At 67.6% G+C, this 11809-nt stretch carries 12 protein-coding genes; 5 read left to right on the forward strand and 7 right to left on the reverse strand.

Features of this window, described 5'->3' with window-relative positions:
- Window positions 1–77: 77 nt before the first annotated feature.
- Entirely contained in the window at window positions 78–1184 is a 1107-nt protein-coding gene (locus C9J87_RS20590) for a phosphotransferase enzyme family protein (RefSeq protein ID WP_157953246.1), read from the reverse strand.
- 199 nt (window positions 1185–1383) lie between these two features.
- Here C9J87_RS20590 and C9J87_RS17290 point away from each other — a divergent pair, with 199 nt between their 5' ends.
- Window positions 1384–2187 carry a cyclase family protein gene (locus tag C9J87_RS17290; protein WP_084622976.1) on the forward strand — a complete coding sequence of 268 codons (804 nt, stop codon included), beginning with the start codon at window positions 1384–1386 and terminating at the stop codon, window positions 2185–2187.
- A gap of 332 nt (window positions 2188–2519) precedes the next feature.
- On the forward strand, window positions 2520–3683 hold the full coding sequence (locus C9J87_RS17295) for an IS30 family transposase (protein ID WP_084623181.1): 1164 nt from the start codon (window positions 2520–2522) through the stop codon (window positions 3681–3683).
- 416 nt (window positions 3684–4099) lie between these two features.
- Here C9J87_RS17295 and C9J87_RS17300 read toward each other — a convergent pair whose 3' ends face one another.
- The 5 genes from C9J87_RS17300 to phnC are packed head-to-tail and all read right to left on the reverse strand — an operon-like array spanning window position 4100 to window position 8479.
- Window positions 4100–4861, reverse strand: a complete 762-nt coding sequence (locus tag C9J87_RS17300; protein ID WP_051204286.1) for a GntR family transcriptional regulator — start codon at window positions 4859–4861, stop codon at window positions 4100–4102.
- The gene (locus C9J87_RS17305) at window positions 4858–5895 is read right to left on the reverse strand and encodes a phosphonate dehydrogenase (protein WP_010834887.1); all 1038 of its coding nucleotides are present in this window, start codon (window positions 5893–5895) and stop codon (window positions 4858–4860) included. Before C9J87_RS17305 ends, C9J87_RS17300 begins: the two co-directional genes overlap by 4 nt.
- Entirely contained in the window at window positions 5892–6728 is an 837-nt protein-coding gene (phnE, locus tag C9J87_RS17310; RefSeq protein WP_010834888.1) for a phosphonate ABC transporter, permease protein PhnE, read from the reverse strand. Before phnE ends, C9J87_RS17305 begins: the two co-directional genes overlap by 4 nt.
- Window positions 6725–7633 (reverse strand): phosphate/phosphite/phosphonate ABC transporter substrate-binding protein, encoded by a 909-nt coding sequence (phnD, locus tag C9J87_RS17315; protein ID WP_010834889.1) that lies wholly within the window; start codon window positions 7631–7633, stop codon window positions 6725–6727. Before phnD ends, phnE begins: the two co-directional genes overlap by 4 nt.
- A gap of 45 nt (window positions 7634–7678) precedes the next feature.
- On the reverse strand, window positions 7679–8479 hold the full coding sequence (gene phnC / locus C9J87_RS17320) for a phosphonate ABC transporter ATP-binding protein (RefSeq protein WP_036493832.1): 801 nt from the start codon (window positions 8477–8479) through the stop codon (window positions 7679–7681).
- A 164-nt stretch (window positions 8480–8643) separates the two neighbouring features.
- Here phnC and C9J87_RS17325 point away from each other — a divergent pair, with 164 nt between their 5' ends.
- Both C9J87_RS17325 and C9J87_RS20485 read left to right on the forward strand, forming a co-directional pair.
- On the forward strand, window positions 8644–9840 hold the full coding sequence (locus C9J87_RS17325; protein ID WP_232820095.1) for an alpha-D-ribose 1-methylphosphonate 5-triphosphate diphosphatase: 1197 nt from the start codon (window positions 8644–8646) through the stop codon (window positions 9838–9840).
- Between the two features lie 333 nt (window positions 9841–10173).
- Window positions 10174–10302 carry a hypothetical protein gene (locus tag C9J87_RS20485; protein ID WP_269801758.1) on the forward strand — a complete coding sequence of 43 codons (129 nt, stop codon included), beginning with the start codon at window positions 10174–10176 and terminating at the stop codon, window positions 10300–10302.
- Window positions 10303–10355: 53 nt separating this feature from the next.
- Here the strand turns inward: C9J87_RS20485 and C9J87_RS17330 are convergent, their stop codons facing one another.
- Complete coding sequence (locus tag C9J87_RS17330) at window positions 10356–11378, reverse strand: helix-turn-helix domain-containing protein (protein WP_107706147.1); 1023 nt, start codon at window positions 11376–11378, stop codon at window positions 10356–10358.
- Between the two features lie 108 nt (window positions 11379–11486).
- Between C9J87_RS17330 and C9J87_RS17335 the strand changes: the two genes are divergently transcribed.
- The gene (locus tag C9J87_RS17335; RefSeq protein ID WP_107706166.1) at window positions 11487–11807 is read left to right on the forward strand and encodes a 2Fe-2S iron-sulfur cluster-binding protein; all 321 of its coding nucleotides are present in this window, start codon (window positions 11487–11489) and stop codon (window positions 11805–11807) included.
- Window positions 11808–11809 lie beyond the last annotated feature (2 nt).

Here is an 11809-nt window from a genome sequence, read left to right on the forward strand (position 1 = left end):
CTCTGACCTGCGAAGATGCGGTGTCAGAGGCTGTTTGGGTTATATGTCGTGCCAGATACGTGCCAGATGGGTCGAGCTCAAAGAGCTTGCTCGGCGCAATCCCGACCATCGGTCAAGTGCCTGCTGGCCGAAGGCCTCGTTCGTTCCGATAGCGGATCCCTCACCGGCAACCGGTCGTCACCCGGCTGACATGAGCTGGGCGCGGCGGCCTCCCGCGTCTTCGTACCTGCGGTCGTCGCAGGGCTCGGCCGCTTCGGCACGCGGCAGCGGCAGCCCGGCCTGGCCGTCGTACCGCGAAGGCTTCGACCAGTCGGCCCTCCCTCGCAGGCCGGATCAGTCGTGGAGGCGTCGGTCGAGGTGCGCGACCAGCGTCTCGTAGAGCGAAGGGTCGTCGTGGTTCCCGACCAGGAGGCCGGCGAGGACCTGCAGACGGCGCAGGTCACGGCAGTCGGAGAGTCGGGTCCGGTCGATGGGCCGGGGTAGGCGGCCAATGCGTCGTCTGTGATCGTCATCGAGGCCATGTCCCACTCCACGGGCCCGACACACACGTCCTCGAAGTCGGTCCAGAGTGGTCCGTCCGGCGTCATGAGCACGTTTCCTGTGTGGGCGTCTCCATGCAGGGGACGGGCCGGCCAGGACCGGGTCAAGGGGACCAACTCGGCGGCAGCGCGATGGAGGGTCGGATCTGATGAGATCGCCAGCGCCGGGGAGATGTCGGTGAGAGGGCCGATCAGGGTGGGCAGGTCACCGGGGTAGCGGGCCAGTGCGTCGTGCAACGGTCCCAGCATCGCGCCGAAGCCGGCGGCTGATACTTCGCGGGAGTCGTGTTCGGTCCAGTGCCACAGGCACACTTCCAGTCCCTCTGCGATGTGGGGCCCCGGGTCCTCCCACGGGGCGACGATAGGTACGCCCGAGGCGGCGAGGAACTGGGCGACGAGCACTTCACGTTCGAGCCAGGGCAGGGGGTGTGGGCGCAGTGCGCGCCCGACGGTCACGACGCGGGTGACTACTGGTGCGGGCCTGAGTCGTACGCGAACGCTGTAGCCCTCGGCGATGACCTCGGGATCGTCGGCTGGCAGCCCCAATGCCCGAGCACAGGCGACGGATGCCGACACCGCATCGGCAGTGGTGGGGAGGACAGCCACGCCGTCGACGGTTTGTCGCTCATCGAGGTCGTCGTCCATGGCGGCCACTTTGACAGGGCGGGCAACCGCGTCGATGGCGGCTATAAAGACGCACGTCGCCAGATGCACGGATCGCGGCCATGTGAGTGTGCTTCTTCGCGAACGCTTGGTGACGCGACTCGGCCGGGGCAGGTGGCGCAACCAGGATCTCGAGCAGGTGCGCAGCCCGAGGCGAGCGTAGGGCTGGGACGATGATCCGGTGGAAGAGCTGATTTCTCTGTTGGGCCACCGTGTTCGCCTCGTCGACCTGACACACCGTCTCGGACCGTCGCCGAGCGAGCCGGTACCCCCGTGGCTGGAGGCACAGACGCATGAGGAAGGCGCCGAGGTGTGGGAGGGCATGTTCGGCATCCCACGTGGGGCTCTGCCAGGCGGACGGGGTTTCGCCGGTGAGATGCTGCACCGGCTGTCCACGCACGCGGGTACCCATGTGGACGCGCCGTGGCACTACGCGCCGACAGCAGGCGGTGCACCTGCCGCCACCATCGACCGTGTGCCGCTCTCGTGGTGCGTCGGTGACCTGGTGGTGGTGGACGTGTCGGACCTGCCCACCGGGCACCTGATCGGCCGAGACGAAGTGGTCGAGCGCCTTGCGGGCATCGCACCCGATCTGCAGGCGGGCGCTGTGGTGGCGTTCTACACGGGCGCGGAGCGGCTCTGGGGTGATGAGAAGTTCTGGGAGACCGGGTGTGGTCTGGGACGTGAAGCGGTGCTGGCGCTGCTCGAGCGTGGCGTGCGGACCATCGGTACCGACGCCTGGAGCTTGGACCGGCCATATCCGCTGATCGGCGCGGAGTGGCAGCAGCGGCGCGATCCGGCGGCGCTGTGGCCCGCGCACTTCGCTGGCATCGAGCAGCCTTATCTGCAGATCGAGAAGCTGGCCAACCTCACGGCGGTGCCTGCGATCGGGGCCACCATCCTCGCGTTCCCGATCAAGGTTGAGTGCGGCAGCGGAGCGTGGACGCGAGCCGTAGCTCTAGTCGCAGAGCCAGGCGAGCGCTGAACCACCACGGAGCCGCAGTGCGGTTGCGCACTGTGCGTGGGTCGTCTTCGGGCGCGGACGCGCTTTGTGCGTCGGGGACGACCCAGCACCGGGGCCGTCGACGGATCTCCTGAGCCGCTGCCCCCTGCCCGGTCGGGCAGATTCGTATGGCGGCGTCGGCGATGCTCGTGCCGTGAACCAGCTGCCCGACGCCGTCGTGGCCTCGCGGCCGACCGCCACCGTCGGCTGCTACACCGTCCCGGATAGCGATCGTCACCTGGGAGCGTAGCCAGTACGGGATCCCCGGGTTCGTGCGGTGGTCGCAACACCTGATCGATCCTGTGAGGGTGTTCATGACCGTGCGTTTCTCCAATCAGTTGGTTGCCGAGCTGTATCAGCCGTTCTGGGCGGCGTGGCAAGCCGGTGAGTTCTTGACCGATGCGGCCGCGGTGGCCGGCACCCATCGCCATCGAGGGCTCGCTTGGCTGCGCCAGGCCGGCGGGGTGCGTCCACGTCGTGGCCGCAACCTGCAGGGGCGCTACTTGTCCTTCGCCGAGCGGGAGGAGATCGCGTTGGCCCGGGCGGCGGGTGAGTCGATCCGTCAGGTAGCGGCGCGGCTCGGTCGCAGTCCCTCGACGATCTCGCGGGAGTTGGCCCGCAACGCCGACCGAACCGGGCGGTACCGGGCGGGCTCGGCGCATGTGCTGGCCCATCAGCGGGCCTCCCGCCCGAAGTCGGCGAAGCTGGTGACCAACCAGGTGCTGCGGGAGCGGGTTCAGACCGAGCTGACCAAGCGGTACTCCCCGGAGCAGATCGCCGGCCGGTTGCGCGAGGATTACCCCGACCAGCCGGAGATGTGGGTGTCGACCGAGACGATCTACCAGTCGCTGTACGTGCAGTCGCGCGGTGCGTTGCGCCGCGACCTGACGCGCTGTCTGCGCACGGGGCGGGAGATGCGGGTCCCGAACCGGCAAGGTGCGAGGCGCAAGAACCGGGTGCTGCCCGACATGGTCAACATCAGTGAGCGGCCGGCCGAAGCGGACGACCGGGCCGTACCCGGGCACTGGGAGGGTGACCTCATCATCGGCAAGGCCAACGCCTCGGCGATCGGCACTCTGGTCGAGCGCTCCACCGGCTACACGCTGCTGGTGCCGCTCGCCGAGGGGTCCAAGGCCGAACAGGTCGCACCCGCCCTGGCCGCGAAGATCAGCACCCTGCCCGATCAGCTGCGCCGGACGCTGACCTGGGACCAGGGGGTAGAGATGCGGGACTGGAAACAGGTCCAGATCGCTGCCGACATCGCCATCTACTTCTGCGACCCAAAGTCGCCCTGGCAGCGGGCGACCAACGAGAACACCAACGGGCTGCTCCGGCAGTACTTTCCGAAAGGGACCGACCTGTCGGTACACACCGAAGCCCACCTCGACGTCGTCGCCGCTGAGCTCAACGACCGACCCCGCAAACGTCTACAGTTCAAGAAGCCGATCGAGATGATCGGACCACTGCTGTTGCGATGACCGCGAGAATCCGCCGATCCCTCTGTGGCACGCCCTGGACTCGATGGAGGATGCCCGCGGCCTCCTGCGCGGTCACGACATGTCGAGCAGGGTAGGACGGTCGCCGGCCCGGCCGCTGGAATCATCCACAGGGATGGGCCGTGCCACTCTGGGGACGTGGATTGGTCAACGCTCATTGCCAGCCGGGGTGAGCGCCGTTGTCGGCGCCGTGGTGTCACTTGTGGCCGTATCCCAGGTCACGGTGCGTCGAGCACGCGCTGAACGACGCGAAGCCGCTCGCCTCGCCGTCGCCGCTGCGGGCAAGCCGCTGCAACTCGAGTTGGCCCGATACACCTATGCCGCCGGTCAGAGAACCTCATCCAAGCGCGACAACGAGGCGGCGCACATGGACGACCATCAACACGTGGTGGTTGGAGTCAGGGTCTCGTGTCGAAGTCGACGTCGATCCGGAACACGTCGGCACGGAGCCAGGAAAGCGTGAGCTCGACCGGCCGATGGTCACGGGCGGCCGCGTCGGTGCGGCTGCGGATCGCGATCACCAGCGGTCGGCCGCTAAGCCCGAGATGCTGGGCCACCTCGGACGGCGCGGGGTCGATCGCGACGCCGAACCAGCCGCGCACCGGCTGGATGCCGTAGTGGCCTGCCAGGGTGTCGTGCAGAGACGCTCCGGGCTCGAGGACCTGTGTGAGGTTGGGGACGAGATCCGGGTCGAGCCAGGTTTCGGCGAAGCCAACTAGGTCGTTGTCGACGTACCTGTCGCGGGAGATTGCGAGGAGTTGTCGTCGAGCACCCACCCGCATCCGGCTCCGCACCTCCGCCGGTGGCTGGTCGAGGCGCCAGCCCGTGGTGCGAATGTGCGGGGTCAGACCGGCTTGGCGCACGCTCGCGCTCCAGCTCGGTGGGCTGTGCCGGCTGATGGTGTAGTCGATGCGCCGCGAGACGTACGTTCCGCTGCCCTGCCTGCGCCGGACGAGGTAGCGGGATTCGAGCGCGGACAGGGCGGCCCGTGCGGTGAGGCGGCTGACGCCCAGGTCCCGGGCGAGTTCGTCTTCCGATGGGAGCCGCGTGCCGACGGGTTGCTCTGCGATCCGCTCGGCCAAGGCGTCGGCTGTGGCTAGGTAGACCGGTATCCGGGCGGAGGGCCTTCGGCGCGGGACGTCGTTGATGGGTAGGATCATAGCGGCGGGCGGGACGTCGTCAGCGACTCTCGGTTCGGGTTGTTGACGGCTCCCTCGGGCTCCTCTCCGGCCAGCACCTTCAGAATGGCGTTTGCCGCGTGCTCCTCGATCGCGAGCCGGGCAGTTGCGACCGCCGAGCCCAGGTGTGGAGTGAAGAGCGTCTGCTCGTTCAGTTCGAGCAGGTCGGGGTGCGGGCCGTCCGGTCGGTCGTGGCGTGACAGGTCCTCGAACTCGAAGACGTCGGCGGCGTACCCGCCGAGGTGGCCACCGCGCAGCAGCTCGGTGACGGCGTCCTCGCTCACCACCGAGCCTCGTCCGACGTTGACCAGCAGTGTGCCCGCCCGCATCGATGCGAGTGCTTCGCGGTTCAACAGGTGCAGGCTGTCGGGCACCAGGGGTGCACAAACCACCACGGCATCGCTCTGTGTGAGCAACTCGGTGAGCTCCACGCGCTCCAACCCGAGTGCGCTGGCCTTCGATGGCGTCACTGGCTGGGGGTCCCAGTAGAGCAGGCGGGCGTCGAAGCCCCCGAGCAGCCGCGCCACCGCCTGTCCGAGCACGCCGGCCCCGACGATCCCGATCGTGGAGCCGATGAGCGTGCGGCCGTAGAGCACCGGCCGCCACCCCGGGAAGCCATCGCGCACTCGGCGGTCACCGCTCGTCACATGACGCGCGAGCCCGATAAGCAGCCCGAGGGCGAGCTCGGCGGTGGGTTCGGTGAGCAGGTCATCGACCCGGGTGAGCCAGATCCCGCGCTCGGTGCAGGCGTCGACGTCGATGTTGTCGTAGCCCTTGAGGGCTCCTGCAACGACCTGCAGCCGCGGGCAGCCATCGAGGAAGGCCGCGTCGATCTGGTCGGGCATGAACGCCATCAATGCGTCGGCGTCTGCGGCCCGTCGCCGCAGTTCGGAGGGTGGGAGGCTGTCGTTGTCCTGGTTCGGCACGACCTCGCAGACGCGGCCGAGGAGATCGAGGATCTCGGGGTGCACCCGGTGGGTCAGGACGACCACCGGTCGCGCGAAGGTGTCGGTCATGCGAACCTCTTCCTGAGTAGGCCACCGAGGGCGTCGACCACGGTGACGGTGGCGAGAATGACGAGCAGGATGGCGGAGACTTCTTCGTATTTGAGTGTGCGCAGCGCGGCGATCAGCTCGAACCCGATCCCGCCGGCGCCGACCACACCGACCACCACCGAGGCCCGGAAGTTGAACTCCCAGCGGTAGATGGTGACGTCAGCCATCTGCGGCAGAACCTGGGGCAGGACGCCGTGCATGATCACCTGCGCCGGAGTCGACCCGACGGCGCGGGCGGCCTCCACTGGGGCCTGGTCGGCGTGCTCGATCGCCTCGGCGAAGAACTTGCCGACCATGCCGGCCGAGTGGATGCCGAGGGCGAGCGCGCCGGGCAGGGCGCCGAAGCCCACTGCGGCGACGAAGACGATTGCCATGATCAGCTCCGGCACTGAGCGCAGGACGTTGAGCATCATCCGCGCCGACCAGTAGACGGCGGGGTGGGGTGAGGTGTTACGTGCGCCGAGGAGCGCCAGGGGCACCGAGAGCAGCACCGCGAGCGCGGTCGCGGCCAGACTCATCGCCAAGGAATCCCAGAGCGGACCCCACCAGGCGTTCAGGTTGGTGAAGTCGGGCGGCCACATCTCGCTGAGCAGGTCTACGATGTCGACCAGCCCGGCGCCCATCCGGGCACTGTCGAGCAGGCCGACGAAGTAGGCGCAGAAGAGCACCAACGCCGTCACCACGGCGAGCTCTGCTGCCCGACGGCGCCAGTCAGCGCGCACCTGCTGGGCGACCGCCCGGAAACTTGCCTCCTGGGCATCTTCCTGATCGGGAGAGAGCAGCCCGGTGCTCACTGGAAGTCCGCCAGGTCGATGTCGAGCAGCGGCGCGAGCTCGCGTACGACGTCGTAGTCCTCATCGGTGATGGGCTCGAACCCGGTAGCGCCGAACGGCTCCAGCACCTCAGGGGCGTCAAGTTCGAGGAAGGCGTTGCGCACCTGCTCCTTGAAGTCTTCGGGCAAGCTCGCCTGCATGGTCCAGGGGTAGTTGGGATAGGGCTCCGACTCCGCGATCACCGCCACCTTAGCCGGGTCGATGATGCCCTCCTCGACGAGCCGCTCGTAGATCGGCTTGCTGAGGCCGCCTGCCTCGGCGTTGCCGTTCTGCACCGCGAGCGCGACGGCGTCGTGGGCGCCGACGTGTTGCTCCTGGTAGTCCCCGTCGTCGACGTTCAGATCCGCCTGCTCGACGAGCATCGCCTTCGGGATCAGGTGGCTGGAGGTGCTGGCCGGATCGCCCCAGGCGACGGTCTTGCCGGCGATGTCCTCAAGGCTCTTGATGACGGCGGGGTTGCCAACGATTACTGATCGGTACGTCGGCGCCTCGCCCTCTACGTCTTGCATCGCTGCGAATGCCTCGATGTCGGACTTTTCCTGAGCAAGGACGTAGGAGAGGGGGCCGAAGTAGCCGAGCTCGAGGCGCCCGCGGGCCATGGCCTCGATCATCGAGGAGTAGTCGGTGGTGACGATGAGCTCCACCTCGACGCCGAGCTCATCCTCGAGGTACTGCCGCAGCGGTTCGTTGTTCTTGATCACGTCTGAGGCGTTCTCGTCGGGCAGCAAGGCCACCCGCAGGGTTTCGGGAACCGCGCCGGCCTCGGCCTTGGCCCCGCTCCCTGAGCCGGACCCGCAACCGGCGAGCACGAGCATCAAGGAGATCAGGGTCGCGACGACGAGGGTGGGATGACGGTGAACGGGCATGGATGTTCCTCTGGGATGTGGTTGGGAAAAAGGGGGTGAGTCGTACTACCTGGCGGCGGCAACGGCTGCCTGTTTGACCGTGGGGTCGGTCGGGGCTGGCTCGACGGCGTTGTCGGTGACGCCCTCGTAGATCAGCTGCAGGTCGGCGTCGGTGACCTTCTCGGCCGGGCCGTCGTACACGACCTCACCGTGCGCGAGGCCGATGATGCGGTCCGCGTGCCCGAGGGCTAGGTCGACCTGGTGAAGGCTGGCGACCAGAGTGATGCCGTTGTGCTCGCAGACTCGATGCAGCAGCGACATGACGCGCTGGGAGGTTGCCGGGTCCAGGCTGGCAACCGGTTCGTCGGCGAGGATGAGGCGCGGCCTTTGCGCGAGGGCTCGAGCAATGCCGACCCGCTGTTGCATGCCGCCGCTCAGGCTGTCGGCACGCTCCAGGGCCTTGTCGAGCAGCCCGACCTGATCGAGCGCATCGAGCGCGATGCGCTCGTCCTCGCGGGTGGAGGGCAACAACCCGCGCCACAGGGACTGGTACCCGACCCGCCCCAACAACACGTTGCGCAGGGCGGTGTAGCGCGGAATCAGCTGGTGGTGCTGGAAGACCATGCCGGTTCGGCGGCGGTGGTCTCGTAGCGCGCGGCGGGACTCAAGGGGCGGCAGGTCCTCGGCTCGGACGGTGCCGGTCGAGGGAGTGACAAGCAGGTTCATGCAGCGCAGAAGCGTCGACTTGCCCGCCCCTGAGGGCCCCAGTAGCACCGTCACCTGCCCGGGTTCGATCTTGAGATCAGTGCGTTCCAGAGCTCGCACGCCACCCTTGTAGGTCTTGCTCACCTCGGAAAGTTCGAGCACGAACACTCCTCTATAGGTCTGTGGGTGAATGACCAAACCATATAGAGGTATTGTGAAGCGGGACGGGGCCGCGCCTTAACGCCGGGTGAACGCGTGCCGGCCATCCGCTGCGATCTACCCGGGCGGCCGGGCGCGGGTATGAGGTGGGCTTAGGCTGATCGATCGTGGCCCCTTGGACATCGCGCGACTACGTGTTTGGTCACGTAGTCGCGGTGCTCGGCGACCGGATGATCGATAACGCCCGCGTCGTGGTGCGCGAGGGTCACGTCGTAGAGGTGGGAGCGCATCCACCGGGTGCCAGCTGCGACTTGGACGGGCGGGGCGCCCACCTCCTGCCAGGTCTCGTTGATGTTCACAGCGACATGCTCACCAAGGAGCTGTGCCCGCGGCCGGACGTAACGCTCGACCCCTCGTTCGCCCTCGGGTCGGCCGGCGCCCGCCTTCGCGCTGCGGGTATCACGACCGCCTTCCACGGCCTAGCTTTTCAGCAGCGATCCATCCTGGGCATGCCGATCGGCTCCCCCGACGCAGTCGACCTGTCACACGTGCTGCGTAATCCCCCTGACACCCAGGCGGACCACCGAATCCTGCACCGGCTCGACGTCCGCTGCGCCTACGGCCGAACGACGCTGGACGACCACCTAGCTCGGCTCCCCCCTGAGGGGGGCCTCCCGGTCGTGTCCTATGAGGACCACACCCCGGGGATTGGTCAGTTCCACGACGAGGCGACGATGCGACGCTGGCTCGTGCTGGGGGAGGGAATGACCGAGCAGCAGGCCGCGGACCACGTCGCTGGTTTGCGCCGCGACCGGAACCTCCGCCTCGATATCCGAGACAGCGCGCTTGCGTGGCTGGGCCACCTGACACACGCTGGCCGGATCCGGCTCTGGGGCCACGATCTCGCCACCTCCGCGGAGGTCAACGCGCTCGTAGCGCACGGCGGGACCGTAGCGGAGTTCCCCACCACGCTCACGGCCGCACGCGCCGCCCGTGAGCGCAACATGCTTATCGTCGCGGGCGCCCCCAACGTAATCCGCGGCCGTTCCCATACCGGAAACGTCTCGGCCACCGAACTCGCAAGAGCCGGACTGGTCGACGCCCTGGCCAGCGACTACCTGCCCACCGCGATGCTGCCCGCCGCGCTGAAGCTAGCGCGGGACGGGGTGATGACCCTGCCGCGCGCGATCGCGCTCGTGACGGCAGGACCCGCCGCGTGCGTGGGCCTCCACGACCGCGGTTCTCTGCGGGAAGGCGCTCGCGCCGATCTGGTGCTGGCCGACCTCAGCTCCACCTGGCCCGTCGTGCACCCGCTTTGCCCACCCGCCGCGTCCGCGAGGGTAGCCGACGCTACGGAGTCGTGAGCCTCGGCCTCGATCCGCAAGTTGTTCAGCGGCCCGGGAGGGTCGGGTGTGGCTGAGCCTTGATCGCCCTTGAGGTCGCTCCGGTGAAATGGCCGCCCGGCTCCTCCGGGCGCCTTGGTTGCTGATTGAGAATGTGCGTTCTGGTCGCTGTTTACGGATCCCCATGCGGTGAGGCTGTCTCGCGCCGAATGAGCCAGACGTCTGGGTTTGGCGATCTCCGGGAGTCGTTCCCTTTGTGGCACGCTCCGCGTGCCGTTCGGCTTACGACGTGTTGGCGCCTGTGCCTCAGGATGCGTCGGCCGGCCGAGGTGGGGCAGGAGCTTGAAGACCAGGATGCCGAGGTACTTGCTCATCGACTCAGCGGCTCACGCTGTCGACCTGCTCGACCAGGCGGACTTGCCGGAGACGTTCCAGGTCGTCGTCGACGATCCGCCGATGGAGCAGGAGTACGGCAACGACTGATGGCCCCGGGCTAATTCATCGGCGCCCTCACCAACTACTAGCATTGGCCAACTTCACTCGTCCTGCCCGAGGGCCCCTACACGCCGGAACTCGCTGGGGGACTGCCCGGTCCAGCGTTTGAAGGCGTGTGAGAAGTTCGTGAGGTCTGCGTAGCCGAGGTCTGCGGCGATCTGGCTGACCGACATCGGGCGGTCGAGCAGTCGCAGGATCGCTCGCTCGCGAAGCAACGACTGACGGACGTCACGAAACGTCGTCCCTTCTGAATGCAGTCGTCTTTTCATGGTGCTGGGGGACACGGCGAGCAGGTCTGCGACCTCGCACCCGCGGTGGCGCCCGGGATCTTGCTCGAGCAAGCGCCTCACACGTTCGGTGAAGCTGCCAGGCATGCTGCGTCGGTCCAGGGTGCGCTGCAGCTCGTTGATGGCCAGGCGGTAGGCCATTGGGTCGGGAAACCGGCAAGGCGTGTTCAGGATGTCGGCGGGGACGTCCACGAAGGATGCGGGCGAGTCGAAAACTATCCTCGCGCCGAATGTGCTTTTGGGTCGCGGCTGTGCTCGGGGTGCCGCCCAGCCCAGGTTGAGTGTCACTGCGGGGAGGGTGCCCGCCAGCAGGTCGACCAGCCGCAGCAGGGCTGAGCCGGCGTACGCGATGACCAGGCAATCGAGGGCGGGATCGCCGGTGTGACCGCTCAGTCCCACTGTCAGTCCACGCTCGCTGTGGTGGAAGTGAGGGCGCAGAGCCGTTGAGATGACGGGCAGGTAGCCAAGCAATTCGAAGATCTCGGACACCGAACTGGCGCTGACCAGCGGGAGGCTGAGAGGTCCGAAGGAGGTCAGTTGTGCCTGTTCGGCGAAGGCGAGGCCGAGCAAGGTGCCGCTGTCGCTGTCCAGGTCAGGGTAGACCTTCCGAAACCACCGGACGGGGACCTGCACGTTGCGTTCGACCAGCTCCATCTCGGAGGTGAACTGACCGGCGACGATGCGGCGAAAGTGGGCCACCGAGCCGGCATCCAGCGCACCGCTGTTGAGCAGCTGCACGAATGCCAACGGGGGAACCCCGGCCTCGTCGTTCCTCACGCATCAACCCCTGACCCGAAATCACAACCTTATGACTCTGGTGACCATAGCCACATGCAGTGTCGGGGCCAATAGTGGAAGGACAATTCCAGCGAGGAGATGGTCACCATGGCAGCTGTCACTTTCGTGTCGCACGACGGCGAGAAGCACGAGGCGCCGCTCGAAGAGGGCCTGACCCTCATGCAGGTCGCGGTAGACAACGGGGTCCCCGGTATCGACGGCGACTGCGGTGGCGAGGCCGCCTGCGGCACCTGTCACGTGGTCGTTGACGCGCAGTGGGCCGACACGGTGGGTGGGTCCGGTCCGGTCGAGGAAGAGATGTTGTCGATGAATCCCGAGCGTCAGCCGACCTCGCGGCTCTCGTGCCAGATGAACGTGTCCGACGGCTGGGACGGGCTCACCGTCCACCTGCCCGAGTTCCAGATGTGACT

This window comes from Nocardioides allogilvus (assembly GCF_003047285.1).
Lineage (GTDB): Bacteria > Actinomycetota > Actinomycetes > Propionibacteriales > Nocardioidaceae > Nocardioides > Nocardioides allogilvus.